General features: G+C 71.2%; 16 protein-coding genes. 6 read left to right on the top strand and 10 right to left on the bottom strand.

Features of this window, described 5'->3' with window-relative positions; genetic code table 11:
* Positions 1–24 precede the first annotated feature (24 nt).
* Positions 25–450, bottom strand: coding sequence for an excisionase family DNA-binding protein (locus I6A60_RS03560; RefSeq protein ID WP_203022458.1), 426 nt, complete (start codon positions 448–450; stop codon positions 25–27).
* 606 nt (positions 451–1,056) lie between these two features.
* On the opposite strand from I6A60_RS03560, the gene I6A60_RS03555 reads away from it, so the two are divergent.
* The gene (locus I6A60_RS03555; protein WP_203022457.1) at positions 1,057–2,442 is read left to right on the top strand and encodes a hypothetical protein; all 1,386 of its coding nucleotides are present in this window, start codon (positions 1,057–1,059) and stop codon (positions 2,440–2,442) included.
* 266 nt (positions 2,443–2,708) lie between these two features.
* Here I6A60_RS03555 and I6A60_RS41220 read toward each other — a convergent pair whose 3' ends face one another.
* The 9 genes from I6A60_RS41220 to I6A60_RS03510 all read right to left on the bottom strand — a co-directional run bounded on the left by I6A60_RS41220 (position 2,709) and on the right by I6A60_RS03510 (position 16,544).
* Positions 2,709–3,197, bottom strand: a complete 489-nt coding sequence (locus I6A60_RS41220) for a YdcF family protein (protein ID WP_307873505.1) — start codon at positions 3,195–3,197, stop codon at positions 2,709–2,711.
* 308 nt (positions 3,198–3,505) lie between these two features.
* On the bottom strand, positions 3,506–4,429 hold the full coding sequence (locus I6A60_RS03545) for an SGNH/GDSL hydrolase family protein (protein WP_203022455.1): 924 nt from the start codon (positions 4,427–4,429) through the stop codon (positions 3,506–3,508).
* Positions 4,430–4,651: 222 nt separating this feature from the next.
* Positions 4,652–6,334 (bottom strand): sugar transferase, encoded by a 1,683-nt coding sequence (locus tag I6A60_RS03540; RefSeq protein WP_203022454.1) that lies wholly within the window; start codon positions 6,332–6,334, stop codon positions 4,652–4,654.
* Between the two features lie 255 nt (positions 6,335–6,589).
* A complete protein-coding gene (locus I6A60_RS03535) occupies positions 6,590–8,668 on the bottom strand; it encodes a sugar transferase (RefSeq protein ID WP_238439880.1) in 2,079 nt (692 codons plus the stop codon).
* 691 nt (positions 8,669–9,359) lie between these two features.
* Positions 9,360–10,112 carry a type III pantothenate kinase gene (locus I6A60_RS03530; RefSeq protein ID WP_013421380.1) on the bottom strand — a complete coding sequence of 251 codons (753 nt, stop codon included), beginning with the start codon at positions 10,110–10,112 and terminating at the stop codon, positions 9,360–9,362.
* A gap of 21 nt (positions 10,113–10,133) precedes the next feature.
* A complete protein-coding gene (nadC, locus tag I6A60_RS03525) occupies positions 10,134–11,126 on the bottom strand; it encodes a carboxylating nicotinate-nucleotide diphosphorylase (RefSeq protein WP_203022477.1) in 993 nt (330 codons plus the stop codon).
* 8 nt (positions 11,127–11,134) lie between these two features.
* Positions 11,135–12,838: an L-aspartate oxidase gene (locus I6A60_RS03520; protein WP_203022476.1), complete on the bottom strand. Its 1,704-nt coding sequence runs from the start codon at positions 12,836–12,838 to the stop codon at positions 11,135–11,137.
* Positions 12,839–12,885: 47 nt separating this feature from the next.
* On the bottom strand, positions 12,886–13,788 hold the full coding sequence (gene panC / locus I6A60_RS03515) for a pantoate--beta-alanine ligase (protein WP_203022453.1): 903 nt from the start codon (positions 13,786–13,788) through the stop codon (positions 12,886–12,888).
* 206 nt (positions 13,789–13,994) lie between these two features.
* Positions 13,995–16,544, bottom strand: a complete 2,550-nt coding sequence (locus tag I6A60_RS03510) for an MMPL family transporter (protein ID WP_203022452.1) — start codon at positions 16,542–16,544, stop codon at positions 13,995–13,997.
* Between the two features lie 889 nt (positions 16,545–17,433).
* On the opposite strand from I6A60_RS03510, the gene I6A60_RS43090 reads away from it, so the two are divergent.
* The 5 genes from I6A60_RS43090 to I6A60_RS03485 all read left to right on the top strand — a co-directional run bounded on the left by I6A60_RS43090 (position 17,434) and on the right by I6A60_RS03485 (position 26,025).
* Positions 17,434–19,665: a hypothetical protein gene (locus I6A60_RS43090; RefSeq protein WP_203042367.1), complete on the top strand. Its 2,232-nt coding sequence runs from the start codon at positions 17,434–17,436 to the stop codon at positions 19,663–19,665.
* Positions 19,666–19,948: 283 nt separating this feature from the next.
* Positions 19,949–20,926 (top strand): glycosyltransferase family 2 protein, encoded by a 978-nt coding sequence (locus I6A60_RS03500; protein ID WP_203011953.1) that lies wholly within the window; start codon positions 19,949–19,951, stop codon positions 20,924–20,926.
* A gap of 118 nt (positions 20,927–21,044) precedes the next feature.
* Entirely contained in the window at positions 21,045–22,313 is a 1,269-nt protein-coding gene (locus tag I6A60_RS43310) for a glycosyltransferase (RefSeq protein WP_203011951.1), read from the top strand.
* A 440-nt stretch (positions 22,314–22,753) separates the two neighbouring features.
* Complete coding sequence (locus I6A60_RS03490) at positions 22,754–24,331, top strand: polysaccharide biosynthesis tyrosine autokinase (protein WP_203011950.1); 1,578 nt, start codon at positions 22,754–22,756, stop codon at positions 24,329–24,331.
* Positions 24,328–26,025, top strand: a complete 1,698-nt coding sequence (locus I6A60_RS03485; RefSeq protein WP_203042368.1) for an O-antigen ligase — start codon at positions 24,328–24,330, stop codon at positions 26,023–26,025. Before I6A60_RS03490 ends, I6A60_RS03485 begins: the two co-directional genes overlap by 4 nt.

Below are 26,025 nucleotides of genomic sequence, written 5' to 3'. Positions count from 1 at the left end.
GTTCGCGAGCTATACGGCCGATTCTCATGCCGCGCCGTTCGCCCAGTCCTCGGACGAGATGCCGTAGGTGCCTTCCGCTGTGGCATCGGCCGTCATCTCGTCCAGCAGTTCACGTCGGCGGTGCCCGAGCCTTTCCTTGTAGGCCAGCAGGCCGTCCAGCCGAACCCGGCGGCCCGACCGCGGTCGGGTGAACGGGATCTCGCCGATGTCCAGAAGTCTGAGCATTTCGGCGCGTGGGACGCCCAGCAACTCGGCGGCCTCGCGGACCGTGAGTTCGCCGTCCAGAATGACGACGGATACCGCTCGCCCCGCCGCCATCGCCGAGGCCACCTGTCGCAGAACTTCGACAACCGGCTCGGGCAGTTCCGCCTCGTGCCGGCCGCCAACCAGGCGGTACGGCAGGGGCCTCCGGCTCTCCGAGCTGTCGTCAGGCGTCAGGACGTCGGCCAACGGGACAGTGGCGGATGCCTCCTCGGGAGAAGGCACGACGGGTTCTCCACTGGTCGCCACGGATGCCTCCTCCACGACTCGGGTTGCCAACTCGCCCACGTCAGCTCCCTTCATCATGTCGCACCCCTCTCGATGTCGCATCCCGCGCGTCGCGCGTGCCCAGCCAGCGCTCGACGTCTCGTAACTGTACTGCATGACCAGACAGTGTCGAGGTGACCAGTGTTGTACTGCGCAGGTCAAGGCGGAGCAGTGCGAATCCTGGTCGGAGGAGCGGTGCGCGGGCGTCGAGATCGTGGACGGGCTGGTCGCCGTCGGCCCGGGCGCCTCCAGGCGGCCCGGATCGCCGCTCGCCGCTTGCGTGCTGATTCGCTGGTCATCGCGGCTGCTCCTCCTCCAATACGTGGTCCAGTGGGCGCTGGAGCAGCGATGTAGCAGTGTGGGCCACCGCTGTGGCCGTCGGGTCTCGAGCCTCCTCGCCTGTGGTGCGGCTGAGGGACCGGTCGGACGTTTCGGTTCATTGCGGTGATGTCACGAATGGTGGTCGCCTGGGCCGCTATCGTGTTCGCCTGGCGGGCGGGGGGCGTCCGGGGGCGGGGGATCGCGGCCATGTTCGGGTTCGAGTATCAGACGGCCAATGCGTTCGTGAAGGGGCCGTTCGTCGTCGGAGTGGCCGAGCGTCAGGTTGCCTGGCGACACACGCTCACCAAGGCGACGCTGGAGGGCGACGAGTCCCGCCGGCCGGGCGCGAGCGCGGACCTGGAGTTCGTCACCCCGGCCGTCGAGGACGTCAAGGGCGCGAATGCGGCCGTGAGCGCCCTCACCGGGCTCGCCCAGGCGATCCTGGATACCAGGCCGGCCTCCGGCGGCGTCCGGGTCTTCAAGAAGGGCGGCGAGCTCGCCGGCGGCGTCTGGCAGGCGGACTGCGCCATCCTGATCTACGACGAGACTTTCGGCGCGCAGGCGCAGGGCACCCTCGGCGTGCCGCTGACCGGAATAGGCAAGCTGCTGTCCACCGTGTGGGACCGGACCGCCGGGCACAGCGAATCGCATTCCCAGGTCGCCCAGGAGGAGAGCGGGTTCTTCGAGTACCTGAGCACCGCGATTCCCGCCTGTCAGGAGGCTGAGAACGCGGGGGCCGCCGAACTCTACGGTTTCCTGACCGCGTGCCACCTGTTCCTGGTCCGGGCCACCCGCGCACCGCTGTCGTTCGTCTCCGGCGATGACCTGACGGGGTTCCACCCGACGGAGAGCAAGGGCATCTTCGACTTCAGCGACCGCCCCGACGTCCGGGCGGCGTCGGCGCGGGTACGCGGTCTGGAGGCGCCGCCCGAGCGCGCACTGGTGAAGGTCGGTTCAGACTCGCCGAAGGACATGTTCCAGCTTCTACACCGCACCGACTTCCACTCGATGTACCTCGCGGTGCCGGAAAAACAGCGGACGATCATTCAGGACCGCCCGGTCGCCGAGGCGCTGTGGCCGTCGGACTGGAGCGGCCCTGAGGCGTTCGTGTTCCCGCTGCCGTACCGGATCGAAGCCGAGGCGACGGACACTCGGGCCCGCGGCCTCGAACCGCTGACCAGGGCCGAATGGGTCAACGAGAAGGCGCCCAGGCTGGAGCGCGCGCCCGTCACCTGGACGCTTGTCGACCACGGCCCCACCATCGGCGACTGGTGGACGTCGGTACAGAAGGGCGACGTGCGCCGGGCCGGCATCCCGAAGGACGCCGCCTCGCCGCCGCCCGGCTTCCGGGGACGGAAGCCGAAATACCTCGCCACGTTCCCCGACTCGTCCATCGAGGACAAGGCGACCTTCTACGGGATGGGTTCCTTCCCCATCGACGTCGACAAGAGGACGGCCACCCCGCTCGCCGTGTACGAGCACCGCGACCTCATGGCGGACAAGGACATCCCGCCCCAGGAGAAGCTCGGCCTCACCCAGTGGCCGACGGTCGTCGCGGTGTTCGTCGAGCACTACGTGCCGACCCTTGGCTGACCTGCCCGGACCACGACCACGGCCTGACTGGGTTCTGGTCGGGCGAGGTGCGTCATCGATAGCTAGTGCTGTGACCTCCGAGGTCCGCGCCCGTCGCCTTGATCGCCGTTTTCGCCCTCTGGTGGCTACGAAACAGTCCCGGCAACGACCACAAGAGGGCCGAAACGGCGATCAGGGGATGCCAGGACGGGCGAACCTTGCCGGAGCGGACACTAGCGGGGGTATCGGCTCAATGGCCGCTCGTTGAAGACTCGGCTACGTCCGGGTCAGCAGCCTCGTTGCCAGACCAGGGCCTTGAACATCGCACTCCACTGATAGGCGATGAGGTAAGGCCAGTCGCGGACCGGCGGGTCGACGCTCACCATGATCTTCTTGCCGTCGTAGCAGCGGGCGATGCGCAGCCTGGCTCGGACGTTCTGAGAACGGTCCGTTACGAAGATCATGCGCGTCCAGCCGTATTGCGCCGCGAGCCGGCCGGCCTCCCGAGCCTCGCCCTGGGTCGTGAACGGGTCCGGTCGGAAACAGATCACCTTGACGTTCGGGACGGTTGGGCAGTCGTGCGTGCTCGGTGTGGAGAGCGCCAGTACGGGCGCGTACCCCGCGCGGGCCAGTTCCAGCGCGCGGTCGCGGCGGTCGCCGTCTCCGCCCAACATCAAGATCGCATTTGCGCGTGCTGGACGGTCGGTGGGCGGGAAGACAATGATCGCCAGGGTCGCGGCGATGAACATCAAGAAGAGGACTGCCAGCGCGGCCACCGTGCGTAGGAGCGCGCGCCTTGGGAACCCGCGTCGCACCGGTCCGTCGGCGATGGCGGGACCGATCGGCTCGGGTGCGACCGGACGGAGCTGCCGCGGGAGCCGGACCAGGCTTCGGGACACACCTCACGATGTCACGCACGGTTGACGCGAACCGAAATCGCAACGAGGCCGAACAGACAACGGGACCCACGTCACATCCGGGCGACAACCCGGCAGGTTGGACGGGTTGATCATGGTTTGGCTCGACGACGACAGACCAGTGCGACGCAGGTTCGTCGGCGGAGCTACTACACGTAGCTCCTGGGTTACTTGCCCTTGAAGAGGTAGCCGTAGACGGCGTCCGCTATCGCCTGCTCGCCCTGGGCGTTCGGGTGAGCGCTGGCCGTGGTGCCCGCGCCGAGCAGTTCCACCGGGTAGAGCCAGGAGTCGGTGGTGCACAGCCGATGGCCGTTGAGCGTGTTGGCGGTCGAGACGAACTCGACGCCGGCCTTCCCTGCGGCCCGCTTGGCTACTCGGTCGAGGTCGTCGTTCAGCCCGACGAGCTGGACTCGCTCGGTGCTGTCCATCCACTTGCAGGTGTTGTCGCTGCGGCTCGGGAAGATGTCCGGATATCCGACGACGAGGATCCGCGCGTTCGGGGCCGCGGCCTTCACGCCCTGGTAGGCGGTCTGCAACAGGCCGGGTAGCTGGTTCTCGACGAACTGCACGCTGTTGTTGTCATGGCCAGTCCAGAAGCAGCGCCACACCACGCAACTGGCAATGGTCGGCCCGAAGCCCGCGTCGTTGCCGCCGATCGTGATCGTCACTACGTCCGGATGGACCCCTGCGGTCAGCAGCGACTTCAGCGCGGTGATCTGGGCCGCCTGTCCGTGGAAGGCGCTCGTCAGCGAGTACGTCTTGGCACCGGAACAGGCGAGCAGCTTGACCGTCGAGCCGGTCAGCTGCTGGCCGAGCAACCTGGGCCACGCGCCGGCGCTGCGGTGACAGGTCGCCGCGTCAGTGTCGAACGGCGCGTTGCCCTCGCCCGAGGAGTACGAGTCGCCGAGGGCGACGATCGTCAGCGGCTGGTCGCGGGTCAGCGGCTTCCGCGTCGACGACCCGGTGGCGGCGTTCGCCACCGTCGGGGGCTGACAGGCGGTGAGCAAGGTCGCGATAGTCACGAAGAGGCTGATGACGCCCAGCACGACGAGGCGACGAGCCCGCGCCGAAGCGGGCGCACGCAGCTGCATGGTGTCGGAGCGTAGCTGCCCAGCCCCCGCTCGGCCGTCGCGTCGCAGTCACGAGGAGGCACGTCCTGTGTCGTGTACGGGACCGCGCGGCGTGTCTCCCGGACATAGCGGACATGGGAGCGGGAGGTCTGCTGGCTGGCCGGGACCTCCAGCAGCGCCGCGCATGGCGGGCCGCGGAGGGCCGTGGTTCGGCTCTGGGGCAGCGCTGTCCAAGCTGGCGGGTCAGTACGCGCCTTCGCGCTTGAGAACCGCGAACAAGGTCCGCCACAGGATGATCAGGTCCAGCGCCAGCGACCAGTTCTCGACGTAGCGCAGGTCCAGCCGCACGGCCTCGTCCCAGTCGAGGTCCGAGCGCCCGCTGACCTGCCATAGACCGGTGAGCCCGGGCCTGACCATGAGCCGGCGGTGCACGTCCCGCTCGTAGGCGGCCACCTCACGCGGCAGCGGCGGCCGTGGTCCGACCAGCGACATGGTGCCGATCAGCACGTTGAACAGCTGGGGCAGCTCGTCGAGCGACCACTTGCGCAGGAACCGGCCCACCGGAGTGACCCGGGGGTCCTCCTTCATCTTGAACAGGAGCCCGGCGCCCTCGTTGCTGGCCTGGAGCTCGACGAGCCTGGCTTCCGCGTCGGTGTACATCGAGCGGAACTTGAACATCGTGAACTCGGTGCCGCCCTTGCCCACCCGGACCTGCTTGAAGATCGCCGGGCCGCGGCTGGTGAGCCGGACCGCGAGGGCCAGACTCAGGAACAGCGGCGAGGCGAGCAGGATGACGCTGAGCGCGAGGCCGCGGTCGAGGGCGGCCTTCATCAGCCTTCGGGAGCCGGTGAGCTCGGGCTCCTCGATGTGCAGCAGTGGCAGGCCGGCGACGGGCCGCAGGTGGATACGTGGCCCGGTCACGTCGGTGATCGCCGAGGAGACGAGCACGTCGACGTCGGACCCCTCCAGTTTCCACAGCACGCGTTGCAGCTGTTCGCCGCCAAGCTGTGGGCCGATCGCCACCGCCGTCGCGTGGGCGGACCGGATCGCGTTCTCCAGGTTGTCGGAGGTGCCGATGATCGGTACGCCGGCGAGGTCGAAGCCGGCCCGGTCCGGCCGGTCCGAGCTGTGCATCCCGGGAGCCCGGTCCAGGACGACGCCGACGACGTTCCAACCGGCGCCCGGGTCGCGCTTCGCGGTCCTGATCAGGTGCGCCGCGGTCTCGCCGGAGCCGACGACGACCACCCGGTGCTGGGCCTGGCCGGATCTGCGCAGGCGGTGCAGCCGCTCCCGCACGACGACGCGGCCCATGAGAGTCAGCACGAGAGCGGTGGGGAAGAGCACCGCCAGATAGCCGCGGGCGACCTCGGCCTTCGTCGCATAGGAGACGAGGGCCACGACCGCGACCAGGCGGACGGCGGCGTTGAGGACGCGGCGGAACTCCTCGGACCCGATTTCGAGGAACCGGTGCTCGTAGGCCCGGTTCAGGGCCATCGTGATCACCCAGGCGATCGGCAGCAGCAGCGAGGTGATCAGGTAGGGCCGGTTGGTCGCCGGTGTCTGGCCGAAGTGGACGATGCCGCCGAAGCGGATCAGGTACGCGACCCCGGTTCCCGCCAGGCACGCGGCCATGTCCGCGAAGACCACCGCCCGGGCGTAGTCCCGCTCCCAGCGCAGCTCCGCCCGGTAGGGCTCGCGCGGCCCGTCGTGCGGCTGTGACGTCAGCAGGGCCTGTTCGGCGGCACTCCGCTTCGTGGCATGCGGGTGGCGGGGCTCAGGCGGCTTACCAGCGAGCCGGTTGCGGAAGTTCCGCATCGAGACCCGCAGCGTGGTCTCGGTGTCCTCGAACGGGGGCTCAGCCGGCGACGGAATGATCGGAAGCGGCCCGGTCGGCGTCTTCGACGCCTTCGAAGTGATCTCCGTCATGACCGCTGCTCCCACGCGTCGCGCGTGATGTCTCCGGCTTGGGCGCCTGCGAGCGCGTCCTGGCAGCGAGGGTGGCCGCCTGGCGGGAGCAGCCACACAACCACGGGTAATCCTCCGCTCGGCGCCGACTCGTCCAACGCCGCGGGTTCCGCACTGATCTGTCCGTGCGCGGTGTCGCGACGTCTGCCCTGAAAGTACCAACACCGCCCACACCGCTCTTTGCAGGCGGGCGCGGGGCCCGAACCGACGCCTCCCCTAGTACGCGCCCTCGCGCTTGATGACAGCGAAGACGGTCTTCCAGAGGATCATGAGATCCATGGCCAGGGACCAGTTCTCCACGTAGCGCAGGTCGAGGCGGACGGCCTCGTCCGTCGGCAGGTCCGAGCGGCCGCTGACCTGCCACAGGCCGGTCAGGCCGGGCTTGACCATCAGCCGGCGGTGCACGTCGTCCGCGTACTTGGCGACCTCCCGCGGCAGCGGCGGGCGCGGGCCGACCAGCGACATGCTGCCGTTGAGCACGTTGAACAGCTGCGGAACCTCGTCGAGCGACCACTTGCGCAGGAACCCGCCGGCGCGGGTGATCCGCGGGTCGTTCCGGATCTTGAACATGAACTCGTCCTCGCGCTCGTTGTGCGCGGTGAGCTCGGCCAGCCTTGCCTCCGCGTCGATGAACATCGACCGGAACTTGAACATCGTGAACTCGCGGCCGCCCCGGCCGACCCGGGTCTGCCGGAAGATCGCCGGGCCGCGGCTGGTCAGCCGGACGGCGAGCGCGAGCCCCAGCAGCAGCGGAGCGAGCAACGTCAGGGCGACGAGGGCGACGCCACGGTCCAGCAGGCCCTTCATCAGCCGGCGCGCGCCGGTGAGCTCCGGCTCCTCGATGTGAAGCAGCGGCAGGCCGGCGACCGGGCGCAGGTGGATGCGCGGGCCGGTCACGTCGGTCACGGCAGAGGAGACCAGTACGTCGACGTTGGACCCCTCCAGCGCCCACAGCGCCCGGCGCAGCCGTTCCCCGTCCAGCTGTGGGCTGATCGCGACCGTCGTCGCGTCCGTCAGCCGGATCGCCTCCGGCAGCGCCTCAGACGTCCCGACGATCGGGATGCCGAGCAGGTCGAATCCCGCGCGGGCGAGCCCGTCGTGGCTGTGCCGACCCGGCGCCCGGTCCAGGCAGACGCCGACGACGTTCCACCCGGCGCTCGGGTCCCGGCGGGCGAGCCGGACCAGCGACGCGGCGGACTCGCCGGCGCCGACGACCAGCACCCGGTGCTGGCAGCGGCCGACCCTGCGCATCCGGTGCAGCAGCCAGCGCGCCGCGACACGGCTGATCAGCGTGAGGAGGGTCGCCAGTGGGAAGACGATCAGCACGTAGGCGCGGGCGACCTCGAACTTCGTGGTGTACGACCCCACGGCGACCACCGCGATGAGGCGGACGGCCGCGTTGACGACCCGGCGGAATTCCTCGGAACCGCCGCCGAGGAACCGGCCCTCGTAGGTCCGGTTCAGCGCCATCGTCAGCACCCACACGACCGGGAAGACGGCGCTGACGAGCAGGTAGGGCCGCAGCTGGGCCGGCGCCAGGTCGAAGACGCCGACGTCACCGAAGCGCAGCAGGTAGGCGACCCCCGCCGCCAGCGCACCGGCGGCGAGGTCCGCGCCGATCACCAGACGGGTGTACTTGCGTTCCCAGGAGACATGAGCCCGGTAGGGCTCCCGGAGGGACCAGCCGTCGAGGCCGGTGGCCTCGCGACGCCGTGGCGTCCCGGCCGGCCGGGATGGTCGAAGGCGGGGCGACGGGTCGGCCTCGTCGTCGAGCTCGCCGACGTCGGCGCCCGTCGCCGCGTCCGGTGGCGCCGGGCCGTCCGTCGTCGCCCAGACGTCGTCCGCCTCGTCGTCGGCGAGGTCGTCGGTCAGGCCGTCGTCCAGCGGCTCGTCGAAGCGGGGCAGGTCGACCGGGACGACGTCCACGAGGCCGTCGCTCGGAAGGGCGGGCTCGCGCAGGCCGACGCTCTCCAGCCCGCCCTGGGGAAGCGGAAGCAGGATGGGCCCGGTCAGCACGCCAGGGTCGGTGACGGCGTCCCCGGCCGTCTCGTCGGCCGTCGGCTCGCCGGTTGGCTGGGCGGGGACCCGTGGCTGCGCCCGCCGGGCACCCGCGCGGGCCGAGATCGCGGGCACGTTGACGGTCGCCGCGTCGTCGCGGCTGGTCGCGTCGTCCTGACCTGTGGCGCTCAACGACAACCGCTGTCGCGGAACTCGTACCGTGGGCTCGCCATCGGTGACAGTGTCGTCGGTCTTGTCATGATCTACGGCGTTCTCGTCCATGGCGCTGAGCTCCATCGGACTCCGGTCGGCGGCACCGGCCGTCGTGGCGCGGCCCGGACGGGCCGTCCCCACGGCCGTGTCATGGTCGGCGCCATCGGCGAGCGCGGCACCGGGACGTTCTGTGTCGGGGTGCTCCGTGTCAGGACGATCATTCCCCGACTGCCCGGCGCCGGTCGGTCGGTCGGCAGCGACCGGGAGGTCTGTCGGGTCCCGCTGAGGGTCGTTTTCCACATCTCGCGCATATGTCCCGATGATGTTGACCGTTTCCGTCAACGGTGCCCCCGCCCCGCCTGTACTGTGCCGTTTCGTCCGGATTGATGGACTTGAGCCGCCAATCCTAGCTGCTCCTGGTCCCGTACCAGGTCCGAGCCTCGGCTGCGCCCGACCGAAAGCGCCTGATCGTGCGACCTCGGAGCCGGCTATGGTCGAAACGACAGCTCGTTCGGGAGTCTAACTGCCGCTCATTGCCGCACTGAAGTTCTTAGGGGTAACTGCACCGCATCTTGGACTGTCCCACCCGTCGATCGCCCATGGTCTGGACGTGGTCCGGAATCCGGGCTGCCCGTGCTGCCCGGATGCCCAGGTTCTCGCGCCGTTGAGCGTTTCTGCATGCTGGTAGACATTCCGGTTTTGCTGGGTTGGTTAGTCGTGGTTGGCGGCGAGGCGAACGCGATCGGTGGTCGGGAGGGTCCTCGGGTCGGCCGGTTCAGGCATTCTTGGCGAAGACGAGCCGCAGGCCGATCAGTGTCAGGTGCGGCTCGTGCACCTGGAGGGTCTCGCTCTCCTTCAGGACGAGCGGGGCGAGCCCGCCGGTCGCGACGGTGGTGGCCTCCGTCCCGAGCTCGGTCCGGATCCGGCGCACCAGCCCGTCGACCTGCCCGGCCACTCCATAGATCATCCCGGACTGCAACGCCTCGACCGTGCCCTTGCCGATCACCGACCGCGGCGGCACCAGCTCGACCTTGCGCAGCTGGGCGGCCCTGGAGGCCAGCGCGTCCAGCGCGATCTCGATCCCCGGGGCGAGCGCCCCGCCGAGGAACTCGCCACGCGCGGAGACCACGTCGATGTTGGTGGACGTGCCGAAGTCGACCACGATCGTCGGTCCGCCGTGCAGGTGGTGCGCGGCCAGCGTGTTCATGATCCGGTCGGCGCCGGCTTCCTTCGGGTTGTCGATCAGGATCGGCACGCCGGTGCGGGTGCCTGGCTCGACGACGACCACCGGTACGTGCTTGAACAGCCGGCCGGCCATCCGGCGGATCTCGCGCAGCGCCGCCGGCACCGTCGAGCACACCGACACCCCGTCGATCCGGTACTCGCCGATCAGGCCGCGGTAGAGGAACGCCAGCTCGTCGGAGGTGGCGTTGGCCTGGGTGCGTACCCGCCATGAGTCGGCCAGCGTCTCGCCCTCGAAGACGCCGAGGACCGTGTTGGTGTTGCCGATGTCGATCGTCAGCAGCATGAGGTCATTTCCATCGTCGTTCTACTTGTCCAGGGTGAGGTCGAGGCCGAGGTCCAGCGCGGTCACCGAGTGGGTGATGCCGCCGACCGAGAGGTAGTCGACCCCGGTGGCCGCGACCGAGGCCGCGACGTCGATCGTCAGCCCACCGCTGGCTTCCAGCAGCACCCCAGGTGGCCCGTTCTTGGCCCGTGGTGACGCTGCCCGGGCCAGCGCGACGGCGGCTCGCAGCTCGTCCGGGGTCATGTTGTCCAGCAGGATCAGGTCGGCGCCGGCTGTGACGGCCTCGCGGACCTGCTCGACCGTGTCGCACTCGACCTCGACCGGCAGATCGGGGAACGCGGCGCGCACGGCGGCGAACGCGGCCGCCACGCCGCCGGCGGCGACCACGTGGTTGTCCTTCACCAGCGCCGCGTCCACCAGTGACATCCGGTGGTTGACGCCGCCGCCGGCCCGCACCGCGTACTTCTCCAGCGCGCGCAGCCCCGGCGTCGTCTTGCGGGTGTCCCGGACGGCGGCGCCCGTCCCGGCGATCGCGTCGGCCCAGGCTCGGGTCGCGGTCGCGACGCCGGACAGGTGGCAGAGCAGGTTGAGCGCGGTGCGCTCGGCGGTCAGCAGGCCGCGCACTGGGCCGCGGACCCGCAGTACCTCGGTGCCTGGCCCGATCCGGTCGCCGTCGGCGGCGGTCAGGGTCACCTCGGCGTCCGGGCCGACCATGGCGTCGAACACCGCGGCCGCTACCGGGAGCCCGGCGACCACGCCGCGGGCCCGGGAGACGATCCGCCCGACGGCCACCAGGTCGGCGGGCACGGTCGCGGCCGACGTGACGTCCACCCCGAGCCCACTCGCGGCCGGCAGGTCCTCGGCGATCGCCCGGGCCACCACGTCGCCGACGGCCGACGGGTCGAGACCGGCCGCCATCAGCGCCTTCTCGGTCGTGGCCGACCAGCCGGGGCGCCGGGAGAGCGTCGCCTGGTCGCTCGATGGCGACGACCCGAACCCGTAGTTCGCCTTCATCCTTGGGCTCACGCTGTCTTCCCTTCGGCGGCGCCGCCGGCGGTGACCCCGTCCGGTGGCGCGGGGGCGTATGTGACGTCGAGCAGGCCGTCCGGGTCCATCCGCAGCAGCAGATGGCCGCGCCAGGCGTCGTCGGCGTCGGCGAAGTCCTCGCGCCAGTGCGAGCCGCGGGTCTCCGTCCGCGCTGCTGCGGCGGCGACCAGCGCGGTCGCGACCGTGCGCAGGTTCGTCATCTCCCAGGCCTCCGGGCCGGCGGCGACCGTCGCGCCGGTCAGCCGGACGTCGCCGACGTCGGCGAGCGCCTTCGCCGTCGCGAGCAGGCTCGGGGCGCTGCGCAGGACGCCCGCGCCCTCGGTCATCACCCGCGCCAGCTCGACCCGCTCGGCCGGATCGGCGAGACCCGCCGAGCCGCGGTCGACGACGGCCTCGACCGGCGCTCCGGGCGACGGCAGGCCGCCGGCCAGGTCGTCGGCGATCCGGGCCGCGAACACCAGGCCTTCGAGCAGGCTGTTCGACGCGAGCCGGTTCGCGCCGTGCACCCCTGTGCAGGCGGCCTCGCCGCAGGCGTACAGGCCCGGCACGCTGGTCCGGCCCTGGGTGTCGGTGCGAACCCCACCGCTGGCGTAGTGCGCCGCCGGCGCCACCGGAATGGGCTGGGTGACCGGGTCGATGCCGTGCTCCCGGCACCGGGCGGTGATCGTCGGGAAGCGGCGCAGGATCGTCGCTTCGCCGAGGTGGCGCGCGTCGAGAAAGAGATGGTCGACGTCCTGGGCCGCCATCACCCGGGACATCTGCTTGGCGACCACGTCGCGGGGCGCCAGGTCCTCCAGGGGATGAACGCCCGACATCACCCGCTCGCCGGCCGCGTCCACCAGGAGGGCGCCCTCGCCGCGCATGGCCTCGCTGATCAGCGGCTGCTGGCCGGCCGACACCACGCCCGGGATCCGCAGCGCGGTCGGGTGGAACTGGACGAACTCCAGGTCGGCGATGACCGCTCCGGCGCGCAGCGCGAGTGCGACGCCGTCGCCGGTGGACACCGACGGGTTCGTCGTCGACGCATAGATCTGGCCCATCCCGCCCGTCGCGAGGATCACGGCCCGCGCCAGGACCGCGCCGACGCCGTCGCGGGTGCCCTCACCGAGCACGTGCAGGGTCACGCCGGCCGCCTGGCCGTCCGCGTCGACGAGCAGGTCGAGCACGAGGGCGTGCTCGATCACGTCGATGCCCTCGTCGGCGAGCAGCGCGGCGATCAGCGCCCGCTCCACCTCCAGGCCGGTGGCGTCGCCGCCCGCGTGCACGATCCGGTCGCGCAGGTGGCCACCCTCCCGGGTGAGCGACAGCTCGCCGGCCGCGGTGAGGTCGAACCGGGCGCCGAGGGCGGCCAGCTCCCGGACCCGCGCCGGGCCCTCCGTGACCAGCACCCGCACGGCCGCCGGGTCGCACAGCCCGACACCGGCGACGAGGGTGTCGCGCAGATGGTCGTCAGGGGAGTCCTCGGCGGCCAGCGCCGCCGCGATCCCGCCCTGCGCCCAGCGGGTCGAGCCCATGTCGAGCAGCGCCTTCGTCACCAGCAGCACCCGGCTCGTCGGCAGCTGGGCGCGGACCCGCTGCGCGGCCGTCAGCCCGGCGACGCCGGAGCCGATCACGACGACGTCGGCGTGCCTGGTCCAGCCGGCGCGGGCCGCGCCGAGCCGCGCGGGCAGCACGGGCAGCGAGGGCAAACCGACCGGCGCCCCGGGCGTGTCATGGCGTGTCGATGTCACGGTTCCCCCGCTCCGGGCCCGGGGGCGGGCGCCACGGTGAGCTCGATGTTGTCGATCAGGCGGGTGGAGCCGACGCGCGCGGCCACCAGCAGCAGCGCCGGTCCGCCGGCCGGGCCGACCGGACCGAGATCGTCGGGGCTCGCGAGGGTGAGGTAGTCGACCTCGATGCCTGCCGCCGCGGCCAGCACGGCACGCGCCGCCGTCAGCGTCGCGTCCGCGCCGGCGTCGGCCGCCGCGACACCGGCGGCCAGCGCCCGCGACAGCGCCAGCGCCGCCGCGCGCTGCGGCGTCGTCAGGTAGGTGTTGCGGCTGGACAGCGCGAGGCCGTCCGACTCGCGCACCGTCGGCACCCCGACCACGGTGACCGGGAAGGCCAGGTCGGCGACCATCCGGCGGATGCAGACCAGCTGTTGGGCGTCCTTGCGGCCGAAGAAGGCCAGGTCCGGGCGGATCAGGTGCAGCAGCGTCGCGACGACCGTCAGCATGCCGTCGAAGTGCCCCGGCCGGCTCGCGCCCTCGAGGATCTCGCCGAGCGGCCCGGCGTGCAGTGTCACCAGCGGCCGCGGGTCGTGGATGACGGCCGGCGCGAAGACGACGTCCGCACCCTCGCGGGCGCACACCTCGAGGTCGGCGTCGAACGAGCGCGGGTAGCGGTCGAGGTCTTCCGTCGGCCCGAACTGCAGCGGGTTGACGTAGATCGTGACGACGACCTGGTCGGCCCGGCGGCGCGCCTCGCGGATCAGGGCCGCGTGGCCGTCGTGTAGCGCACCCATGGTCATCACCACGGCCCGGGTGCCGGTGCGCTCGGCCAGCAGACGCGCGAGCTCGGGCCTGGTACGTGCGACTACGGGGCGCAGGCGTGCGCCGGTGACCGGCTGCGCGGTTGGTGCGTAAGGCATGGGCCGTTCCAGTCCTCGGGGCGGTACCGGACGTCCGGACGACTGTAACCCCAACGCAACGACCATGGAGTCAGTGTGACTGTAACTACCTCTGCCGCCCGTGCTCCGTGACGCTCAGGCGGTCAACGTGAAGTGCCGGCTCCGCCAGCGGGGGACTGGCGAAGCCGGCACGATCGCGGGCGCCGGGACGGGGGCGCCGGGACGGGTCAGCCGGTGTGGCTCGGGAACCGGGTGCCCTGGACGGGGATGCCGCTCCCCGAGGCCCCGGCGGACGGGAGCTCGCCGGTGCTGCCCTGGCGGGGGCGCCAGACGCGGTCGCCGAGCAGGGTGAGCAGGGCGGGCATCAGGAACACCCGGATCACCGTCGCGTCCACGAAGATCGCGGTGCCCAGGCCGATGCCCAGCTGCTTCATGCTGACCTGGGAGAGCGTCGCGAAGATCGAGAACACGGCGACCATGATGATCGCGGCGCTGGTGACCACGCCGGCGCTGCTGCGCAGCCCGGCCAGTGACGCGGACCGCATGTCCAGGCCGGACTGCCGGGCCTCCCGGATTCGGGAGAGCAGGAAGACCTGGTAGTCCATCGACAGCCCGAACAGGATCACGAACAGCATCAACGGGAGCCAGCTGACGATGCTGCCGGTGGCCGTGAAGCCGAGCAGCCCGTCGGCCCAGTGGTGCTGGAAGACCAGCTCAAGCACGCCGTAGGCCGCGCCGACCGACAGCAGGTTCAGCCCGACGGCGACGCCGGCGATGGCCGCGCTGCGGAAGGACAGGTACAGCAGAGCAAAGGCCAGCAGCAGGACGAACCCGATGACCAGCGGGGTGCGGGTGGACAGCTGGTCGTTGAAGTCGATCGAGGAGCTGGCCTCGCCACCGACGTAGGCGTGCGCACCGGGGACCTTGTCGATCGTGGCTGGCACGAGGCTGTCGCGCAGCTGGCGGGCCGCGTCGATCGACGCCCTGTTGTCACCGGTGCCGGCGAGCGGCAGGATCACCCGCGCCACCTTCTTGTCCGCGCTGATGTCGACGACCATCGGCTCGTAGCCGACGTGCGCGGCGACCGCCCGCGTCCGCAGCTCCTGGATGGCGGCGCTCACCGGAGCGGCGGTGACGTCGGGCGCGGTCACGGCGATCATCGCGGGCACCGGGCCGCCGGGGAACGCGACCAGCAGCCGGTCGTAGGTGTGAACGATGGGCAGATCCTTCGGCAGGTCCGAGACGCCCAGGTCGGACGTGTGCAGCCGCAGGGTCGGCGCGGCCAGCGCGAGCAGCAGGCCTCCGGACACGACGGCCACCGCCACCGGCCTGCGCATCAGCCGGTCGAGCAGCCGGACCCGGTCGGGACGGCCCTGCCGGCGGCGGGTCCGGCGCGGGTCGGCAGCGGCGGCGCGCAGCGCGCGCTGCTCCTCGGCCTCCTCGTCGGCAGGCAGTCCGGACCGCCGGGCCGCGCCGGCCGCCATCCGGGCGGCCTTGCGCTCCCGGCGGTTGCCCGGCGCGGCGGCGCGGTGCCACGGCAGCTTGCCGAGCTCGATCCGGTCGCCGAGCATCGACAGCAGCGCAGGCAGCACGGTGATTGACCCGAGCAGCGCGATCAGGACGACGATGATCGTGCCCACCGCGATCCCGGTGAACGCGGCCATCCCGGTGATCATCAGGCCGGCCAGTGAGACCGCGACCGTCAGGCCGGAGACGAACACGGCATGCCCCGACGTCTCAGCCGCGATCTCCAGTGCCCGCCGCGCGCTGTGCCCCTTGGCGCGTTCCTCCCGCTCGCGGCGGATGTAGAACAGCGCGTAGTCGACGCCGACCGCCAGGCCGATCAGCAGCATCACGGAGGTGGCGGTCTGGTTGGTCGCCATCAGACGGCTGCTGAAGGCGACGGCGCCGATGGCGCCGACGAACGCGGTCAGCGCCAGGCCGACCGGGACCAGCGCGGCGACGACCGCGCCGAAGACCAGCAGCAGGATCGCGAGGGTGATCGGGACGGAGAGGTACTCGGCCCGCTGGAAGTCCTTGCCGATCGTCTTGTTCAGCGCCTTGTCCGCGCTGGCCGAACCGAACTGCTCGATCGACACGCCCTGGTGGGCGGCGCCCGCGGCGGTGACGGCGTCCATCACCGGCCCGACGCGGCTGTCCGCGTCGTCGACCGTTCCGAGCAGGTCGAAGGTGATGAGGACGGACCGGCCGTCGGCCGAGATCAGCCCCGGGTCGGCCGTAGCGCCGGGCGTGGCGATCGGCGTACGCACTGAGGTCACCTCGTGCGTCGCGACGATGCGCCGGACGACATCGGTGACGGCGGCCTGGACCTGCTGATCCGCGGCCATGCCGCCGGCCGGCCGGGTCGCCAGCTGGATCAGGACGTTCTCGCTGTCCCGGTCGACGAAGCCGTGGTCGCGCAGTGCCTGCTGGGCCTGGCCGTCCTGGCCGACGCTCCAGTCCTGCTGCTTGAGGTTCTTCGTGCCGATCATGCTGCCGACCAGCACGAGGGCGATGACGGCGAGCAGCCAGCCGGCGACGGCGAGCTTGCGGTGCCGGACGCTCCAGCGGGCCGCGCGGGCGGCCACGTGCCCGCCGCGGGAGCGGCGCCGGTGGCCGCCGGCTGTCGGAGTGCCGGCGCTCGGAGTGACGGTGCTCGGAGTGACGGAGGACGCGGGACGGCCGGAGCCGCCTGCGCCCGAAATGGGCTCGAGGTCGGTGGATTCGGGAGCCGGGTCGGTGGCTGCCGAGGCGGCGTCCGGCTGTCGTGTGCGCATGCCTCGACGGTCCCGGAACGCGAACCCATGGTCACTGGAGTGGGCCGGCGGATTCAGGGTGGGGACAGCGGAGCCGGCCGTGCGTGTGAGTACCACCGTGAGCGGTGGGGAATTCCCCACCCCCGTAGCACTCCGTATCGTCGGGAAGCGGCTATCGGACGACGTCAACGCTGACGTAACGGCGGGCTGGGATAATGCGCTGACGACTCGGTGAGTGAGGGTGATGAGCGACGCTGGGAGTGGTCCCAAGGCGGGTCCGGAGACGGACGAGGCCACGGCGGCCACCAGGGGGAGCAGCGAAACGCCGGGCGGGCGCGGACACTCCCCGTCACCAGTCGAACCGGAAGCGTCGCGAGGGGTCTCCACGCGGCGGCGGCCGGAACCAGGCCGTGGCGAAGCACCTGCCGAGGGCTCCGCCGGGGCCGACGAAGGTGGCCAGACCATCAAACTGCCCCCCGGGCAGAACCCGGCGCCGTCGCCTCCGTCCGTCTACTCCCGGGCTGCGGTCCGAGTGGCAGTCGACGAGACGACGACGACGCCCCGCCCGAGCAGTGGCGTTCGCGAGCCCACCGCACCGCCATCCCCACCGTCGGTCTATACGCCCACTCCGCCCCGTGGGTCCCGGCGGCCAGAGGCCCCCGGCGAGCGGACCACACGGGTGGAACGGCCCCGGCCCGAGCGGCGTGACACCGTCGATCCGGCCGGGCCGCCGGCGAGCGGGGGATCGCCGACTGGCGAGCGGACGACCAGGGTTGACCGGTCGCGGGTGGAGCGCCGGGACACCGCGGATCCGGCCGCGCCGCGGACACCTGGGCGTGGCGCGGGCGTACCGGCCGCCGGGCCCATCGCGCCCTCAGCGGAACACACCGCGAGGGTCGACCGGTCGCGGGTGACGCGGCGAGACACCGTCGATGACCCGGCCGCCGTGACGAGCCGCGGCGCCGGGCCGCCGAAGACGCCCCCGCCGGACAGCACGGAGCTGCTCGACCGCCGCAAGATCGTGGGAGCCGCTTCCATTGACCGGCCTTCCGGAGCCGTGACCGGCCGGGCCTCGACAGATCGGGCCTCGACAGGTCGAGCCGCGACAGATCGAGCCGCGACCGACCGGGCCGCGGCTGGTCGAGCCCCGGCTGACCGGGCCGTGACCCAGGCCACCAGGCCTGTCGGTCACCGTGCCCTGCCGGAGCCGAACCCGGCCGAGACGACGATGCGGATCTCCCGTCGGGACCTCCCAGGCGGCAGGCCAGGGCGCATGGCCCTGCTCGCCGACCCGTCGATGGCCGAGACGACCATGCACATGTCGCGCTCGGCGATGCCGCCGGGCTCGCTGCTGTTCCAGACCGGCCCGGTGCCGATCCCGCTTCGCGAGGAGCTGACGGGGGCAGCGCCGACGCCGTCCCCCGAGGACGGGGAGCCGCAGGGGCCGTCGCTGCTGCGTCGGGTGCCAGCCGGCCTCGTCGACTCCAGCCTGTCGTCGTTGGGCAGCTTCGTGATGGGGCTGTTCGCGCAGTACTTCCTGCCAGAGTTGCTGGGCACGTACGGGCTCTTCTACACGGCCTTCATCGCCGTGTCGGTCATCCCGACGGGCATCGTGTTCTCGCCGGTCGAGTACACGTCGGCGGGTGTCGCGGCCCGGCGCAGGCGGGTGCAGCTGCTGCCGCAGTCGCTGCAGCTGGGCATGGCGCCGGCCGTCCTGGCGGCGCTGCTGGTGCCGCTGGTGCTGATCATTCCGTCACACGGGCAGTCGGTCGGGTCCCGGGTCGGGTTCGCCGTGACGGCCGCCCTGGTCGCGGTGGCCTCCCCGATGCAGGACCACATCCGCCGGATGCTGCACCAGGCCGGCATGTCCTGGACCGCCGCGGCGACCTCCCTGGTGCAGGTGATCGTCATCACGGTGGGGCTGGTGACGGCCAAGGTCGCCCATGTGCCGCCGGCCTGGGTGCCGTTCGGCGCGCTCGCGGTCGCGAACTTCACCTCCGGGGCGTTCGGGCTGTGGAAGGCCAAGCCGGGCCATCGGGCGCCGATGCTGCTGAAGCTGCGGTCCCTGTTCGTCTCCCTGGGCGGCTGGATCGTGGTGGGCAACGTACTGTCGGCCAGCGGCCCGTTCCTCAACTTCGCGCTCCTGACCGCGCTGGCCAGCTCGGCCGCCGTCGGTAACGGCGAAGGGGCCCGGGTACTGGCCCAGCCGGTCACCGTGCTGGTCATTGGGCTGCTCGCGGTGCTCAACCCGGAGATCATGGAGGCGGCGACCAATCGCTCCGTCCGGAAACTGATCAAGATCTGCCTGCTTTTCTGGGGCCTGGTCGCGGTCGCCATCCTGGGCTGGGCGCTGCTCGTCGGCTTCAAATGGCCGTTCAACCCGCTCCCCAGGTTCCAGAAGCCCGCCTACGCGGTACACGGCCTGCTGCCGTGGACGATCATCACTGAGGGTGCGGGCTACAGCGTCCTGGTACTGATCACGATCGCGAACGCCGCCGGGCGCGCGCGGGCCGCGTCGGTCGCGAGCCTGGTGGCCGTCGTGGTCTCCGGGCTCGCCGTCGCGGTGACCGCCAAGCACTTCGGCCCGTTCGCCCTGATCTGGGGTGCCGGCGCCACCGTCGTGGCGATGTACGCGGTCAACGGGGCCGTCGTCCTGAACGAGTTCCGGCGTCCGGCGCGGCCTACCGCCGACTCGCCGCCCGCGGTGGCGGAACCGGCTCGTCCGGCCCCGGCCGTCCCCAGTCGTCCCGTGGCAGGCCCGACCCGGCCGGTTCCGGGCCCGGCTCGTCCAGGTCCAGGCCCCGCTCGTCCTGTACCGGCACCAGTCCGTCCCGTTCCGGCGCCCGCCCGTCCCGGTCCGGCGCCGGGCGGCCCGGCGATGCCGGGGCAGGGCCGTCCCGCCGCGCCGGGTCCGGTGCCGGCCCGCGTGCCGACTACCGGAACCAGGCCGGACGCCGTTCCCACCCGCCGGGGGCCGACGCCCCCGCCCCCGATGCCCGCCTCGCCCCGCCCACCGGCACCGCAGCCACAGCCGCAGCCGGTCGCGGAGCAGCCCGCGCCGGCGCCGCGAGGTGGTCGAGGCCGGCATTCCGGCGGTGGGTCAGGCCTGCGCCGGCCCGACGTCTTCGACCGAAAGCGCTGACGGGCTCCTTCGATGTTTCCCAAGCCCTGTCGCCCGTGCGCATCACGACGACAGCCTCAAGAGAACAACAACCATCACCCTTTGCATATGAACGATTTCACACCGTGATGTCACCGGCATGCGCGGGCCTCATGACTGGCTCACAGCCGGAGGCTCTAGGCTGGGATCGACGGGGTTCCCGTGTAGAAGGTCTAGCCGTGTCCGCAGGTGGAGCGCGATCCGGCTCGCCCAGGCCCGGCCCTGATGTTCGACAGACGGATGTTCGACAGACGGAGACGCTGCGATGACGGAATCCCGGGTACCTGAGGTCAGCATCGGGATTCCGGTGTACAACGGCGCTGACTACCTCGGCACGGCCATCGAGTCGCACCTCGCGCAGACGTTCGGCGACTTCGAGCTGGTGATCTCGGACAATGCCTCCACCGATGGCACCGAGGAGCTCTGCCGCGGGTACGCGAAGGAGGACTCGCGGGTTCGCTACGTGCGCCAGGCGGAGAACATCGGCGCGAACGCGAACTTCAACGAGGTCGTCCGGCTCGCTCGGGCTCCCTACTACCGGTGGGCCGCCGACGACGACACCCTGTCGCCCGAGTACCTGGAAAAGACTTACGGCCTGTTGAGCAAGGACGACGACGCGGTCCTGTGTCACTCCTTCACCACGTACATCGACGAGGACGGCAAGGAGCTGCGTCCGGCCGGCGACGGGGTCGGTTTCGTCGACGACAAGGGCACCTACGTCGACGGACCGGACCCGAACATCGCCACCCGGCAGCTGCGCTCCCCGTATCCGCATGTCCGGTTCCGTGACGTGCTGCTGCACACGAAGTGGTGTTTCGAGATCTTCGGGCTGATGCGCCGCGAGGTCCTGCTGAGCACCGCGATGCAGCAGAAGTTCTACGGCACCGACCGCGTGATCCTCGCCGAGATGGCGTTGCTGGGGACCTGGCGGGTGGTCGAGGAGCCGCTGTGGCAGCGCCGCTCGCACTCCGGGGCATCGAACAACATGAGCGTCTGGCAGAAGGCCAAGTGGAGCAACCCGGACGCGAAGAAGAGTGTGCTGCCCCCGGTCTCCAACATGATCCGCGGCTACATCGACGCGATCGACCGGCACACCTTCCCGCCGGTCGAGAAGGCGCAGTGCTACGCCGCGGTCGGTGTGCTCGCGGTCCAGCCGGACAAGTTCCGCAAGCTGCTGGTGCCCGGCCCGCACAACTACTTCGGCATCGGCAACAAGCAGTCGAGCGCCGAGCACCGGCTGTAGTTCAAGGGGCGGCCGCCTCCCGGAGCCGCCAGCACGGCGGGATGGTGGACGGCTGCCCGCTCCCGCGCCGAGGGGGAACCGGCGCCGGTGGCGTTGGCACGAGGGAGGATGGCCGAGGGTGAAGGTCGCGATCGGGGCATTTGCCTGCGGTCCCGGGGGTGGCTCCGAGCCAGGCGCTGGCTGGGAGTGGACCCGGGCCGCGGCGCTGCGCCACGACGTGTGGGTCTTCACCGACCCCTCGTGGATCGAGCCGATCCGGGCGGCGGTGCGCGCCGAGCCGGAACTGCGCCTGACGGCCGTCGAGGTCCCGGCGCCGGCCTGGGCCAACTACCCGGGAGACTTCGGCCGCGGCGAGCGGATGCGCTACGTGGCCTGGCAGTACTTCCTGCGCCGGGTGGTCCGCGCCAAGCACGCGGAGATCGGCTTCGACATCACCCATCACATCACGTACGCGGCCGACTGGATGCCGTCCGGCGTCGTGCTGCCCGGCGTCCCGTTCGTCTGGGGCCCGGTTGGCGGAACGGCGCCGCTGCCGTCCCAGTTCCGTGAGCAGCTTGGTGACAAGCAGTTCGCCGTCGAGGTCGCCCGCGGGGTGATCACTGCCGCCGGGCGGGTCGCCTGCGGCGAGCTGCTGTCCCGACGGGCGAGCGTGATGCTCGCGGCGAACGAGGACGTCGCGCGCCGGTTCCGCCGGGCGCATCCGCGGGTCGAACCGAACATCGCGCTGCACCTGGACGAGCTGCCCCTCGCCACCCCCGTTCCCGACCGCGCCGCCCAGCCGGCCGTGGCCGCGGCACGCCCAGCGGCCGTCGGCGCGCAGGTCGCGGGTTCCGAGATCACGGGCACGGACGGGGCGAAGCCGCCACGCCGCGCGGTCTTCGCCGGCCGGCTGCTGGCCTGGAAGGGCGTCCGACTCGCCGTGGCGGCGCTCGCGCGGCCGCACGCGGACGGCTGGACCCTGGACATCTACGGATCCGGGCCCGACGAGGACCAGATCCGCGCGGCCTGTGAGCAGCTCGGCGTTGCCGACCGGGTGACGCTGCACGGTCAGCGGCCGCGCGACGAGGTGCTCAAGGCCCTCGCGACCTGTGACGCGCTGCTGTTCCCGTCGATGCACGACAGCGCCGGGTGGATCGTCGCCGAGACGCTCGCGCTGGGTCGACCGGTGATCTGCCTGGACATCGGCGGCCCGGCCATGCAGGTCGGCGAGGTCAGCCGGTTCGGGATGGGTCCCCGGGGTATCCGGGTCCGCCCGTACGGCGACGTCGTCGGCGCGCTCGCGCGCGCGCTGCGTGACTGTCCCGGCCCGCTGGAGCCGGACCGGCGGTTCGACGTCGAGCGGTTGCCGAATCTTCTTGACGAGCTTTACGTCAAGGCTGCTCGGTAGCCCGGTCTCGGGTAGTCCAGGTCTCGGGTTGGTCAAGTCTGGGTTGGTCAGATCTCGGGTAGTCAGGTCGTCCGACTCTGCCGTTACCAGATAGTCTTGACTCTACCGTTACTGGACGGTCGTAGAAGGTTCGCAATGCCGCCACGCCGACCGATGCGCTGCGACTACAGGGCTGTGGCTCCGGCGTGATCTCGTTGGTGGCCCGGTTACCTGTTGGCGGTCCGGTGTCGCCAACCTCCAGTTGTCGGTCGCGTTCTGTGGAAAATCAAATGCGCAGACGGCTCGGATGCCGCTGCCGTCTTACGTCCCGGCGGGGCGTATGTGGGGTCGATGTAACCTGAGACCCTCATATCGACCGGCGTGTCCTTCGGGCCCCCTCCAGGCTTGAGGCGCGATCATTCTTGTCCTGCGCGCTGGCCGCCCTAACCACCGGGAAGATCATGGATGCACTTGAGGTCTCACCGTTCGCCCCGACGGTCTTCGGCGCAATGGGCCGCCGGCGTGGGCTCGTCCTGGTGTGTGTCGTGCTGCTGGGTGCCATCGGGATCGCCATCGGGGTGAAGACGTCCGGTGCGGCCACCGCCAAGGCGTCGATCCTGGTGGAGGACCCCTCGGCCAGCAACGCCGACTCGCATTACGCGGCGAACCAAGCATCGATCATGAAGATGCCGAAGACGGCCGACGCGGCCGCGGCGAAGGTGAACAAGCAGTTCTCCAGTGCGCACCTGACCGGCAAGACGATGAGCAAGCACCTGACGGTCTCGCTGGACCAGAACAGCGACCTCATCACGGTCTCCTACCGCGACTCCAGCCCGCAGATCGCCCAGGCCGGCGCGAACGCGGTCGTCGCCGCGTACCAGGACATCGTGACGACCAACGCCACGCAGTCCAACAAGACCGAGATCGACGGGCTCAACAAGGCGATCGCCAGCGTCACCGCGACGATCAAGACCGACCCGGCCGCCGCCGCGGAGAACTCCCCGCAGCGCGCCGTGCTGAGCAACCTGTACTCGCAGTGGGCGGCGGCGACCGGTCAGAGTGCCGTGGCCCTCACAGGCGTCGTCGACTACTCGCCGGCGAACCTGCCGAGTAGCGCCTCCAAGTCCGCCGCCATTCGCTTCGGTCTGCTCGGCGTCGTGCTCGGCCTGCTGGTCGGCGCGGCCCTCGCCTACTTCACCGTCAACCGGCGGCCCCGGATCGAGAACCGCCTGGAGCCCGAACTCCTGCTGGAGCGGCCGTTCCTCGCCGAGATCCCTGACTTCACCCTGGACCGCCTGCCGAGTGACCTCCCCGCCTTCGACGGCGAACGATCGGCAGCCGCCGAGGGTTTTCGGTTCGCCGCGGACGCGCTGGAGTCGGGCCAGACGTACGCGGTGATTTCGGCGACCTCCGGCGACGGCAAGAGCGTGACGGTAGCCAACCTCGCGGTCACCGCCGCGAGGTCCGGCAAGCGGGTCCTCGCCATTGACGCCAACTTCGACGGCCAGGGCCTGTCCTGGCTGCTCGGAGTTCCGTCCGAGCGCGTCGGGCTGGCTGAGGTGCTGCACGGTTCGATCAGCGCCGAAGAGGGCATCCGGCTCGTCGAGCAGGTGCCGGGCAAGCTGTTCATCCTCCCGCCCGGCCTCGCGGACGACGGTCGCCCGGTCGTGTTCGACCACGAGGCGATCGGCGACATGCTCAAGGAGGTCCGCCGCCGGTTCGACCTCGTGATCATCGATGCTCCGGCGGTGCTGGAGCGGGCGGCCGGCACGGCGCTCGCGAAGCAGGCCGACGCGGCCGTCGCGATCATCCCGTTCGGCGCTGACATCCGGGTGACCGAGGAGTTCGCGAAGCGGATCAGCCTGCTGGACCTGCCGGTGCGCGGCTACTTCTTCACCCGCTCGCCGCGGCGTGCCGGCGCTGGTGCCGGCAAGCGGCGGGCCGCGCCGCCGGCCGCCAGGAAGGCTGGCCTACCTGGCGGATCCAACGGCCAGAGCGGCAACCGGTACAACAAGCCCTCTGTCGGAACCGGGGTATGACGGCTCCAGCCGCCGAGCTGTCGCGTCCGGCCGGCGGCTTGGGCGGGCGGGCCGAGACCGGCCCGCACGCCAGGCCCGGCATGTGGTTGGGCCGGCGGTGGCGCTCGGCGCCACGGCCGGCCGCCATGCGCGGCTCGGTGAACTCCGCGGTACGGCGGCTGGAGACGCCCGCCGCCGAGCGGGCCGCCCGGCGGATGACGATGTTCGGCCTGATCGTCACCTTCGGCATGGTGCTCGGCGGGCGTGGCTTCGCCTACCTGGGTATCGCCCCGATCAACCTGTACATCAGCGAGATCACCATCATCACGATGGTCGTCTACAGCCCGACCCGCGCGTACATCACCGGCCTGCTGCGCCAGGCCGGCCGGGCGGGGCGGCTGCACCTGCTCGCCGTCGCGATGGTGGTGTTCTTCAGCTACGGCGTCATCGAGACCGTCCGCGGCGTGTTCGACGGGGGCAGTGCGCTCACCCTGCTCAAGTCGCTGCAGCTGTACTACTACCCAATCCTGCTGTCCTTCGGGATGTGGATGGGCGCCCGGGACCCGAAGATCTTCAGCAAGCTGGTCTGGGCGCTGGCCTGGGGCAACGCGACGTACGGCATCGTCTACTCGATCATCCTCAACAAGCTGCAGATCACGGTCCCCGGCAACGCGGGTGTGCCGCTGTTCGACCTTGGCCTGACGAACGCGGCCATGGCGATCCTCGGGCTGATCGTCTACCACCGCCGCAGCAAGTGGCTGATCCCGCTGATCCTGCTGAACGTGGCGGTCCTGTTCGGCCACCAGATCCGGGCCGAGTGGCTGGCTCTGATCGTCTCGCTGGTGATCTACTGCGTGCTGACCCGGCAGTACCGGCGGCTGCTGGCGGGCCTCGGCGTCATCCTGGTCTTCGCGACGGTCATCACGATCATCAACGTCAAGATTCCCGGCCCGAGTGACCGCGGTGGAGCCGTTCGGCCCACCGACGTCATCGGCCGCGCGGTCGGCTCGGTCGACCCGGAGCTCGCCAGCCAGTTCACCAGCGCCGAGCGGGTCCAGGGCGCGAACGGCACCGCCCAGTTCCGCCAGGAATGGTGGCACGGCATCTGGCACAGCGCGACCGGTGACCCGACCTTCCTCCTCTTCGGTCACGGCTACGGGTTCAACCTGCAGACGCTCGCGCCGCCAGGCAACGTGGACACGACGGTCCGCAGCCCGCACAACATTATCTTCTACTCGATCGGCTACACCGGCTTCGTCGGCGTCGCGCTGATGGCACTGCTCTTCTACGCGATCGCCCGGCAGCTCTGGACGGTCTACAAGCGGACCGGGAACCCGGTCGGCCTCGCGCTGATGGCGCTGATGGTGACGGCGTCCCAGTTCGAGCCGTTCCTCGAGTCGCCGTTCGGTGCCGCGGCCTGCTACCTGACACTCGGCATGTGCCTCGCGCCGCTGATGCGGCTCGGCGGCGGGGACGGGCGCAGGCTGCCGGCCCGGCTGGAGCGGGCGCTGGCCGGGACGGCCCACGACCGGCCGACCCTGGATCTGGAGCCGGCGCCGATCCCGGCGCAGCGCCGCTACGCATCCCGGGGCGGGCCCGTCACGAGCGTGGACCTAATCCCGGAGCCGGGAAGCTCCGGCTCCGAGGGCGAGGGGCCGCCGCTACGCCGGCCGGCAGCGCTCTCCGCGGGGGCCCCGCGGCCAGGGCGAAGGTGA

Source organism: Frankia sp. AgB1.9, assembly GCF_016786355.1.
Taxonomy (GTDB): domain Bacteria; phylum Actinomycetota; class Actinomycetes; order Frankiales; family Frankiaceae; genus Pseudofrankia.
This window is presented reverse-complemented; position numbering and strand designations above follow the sequence as displayed.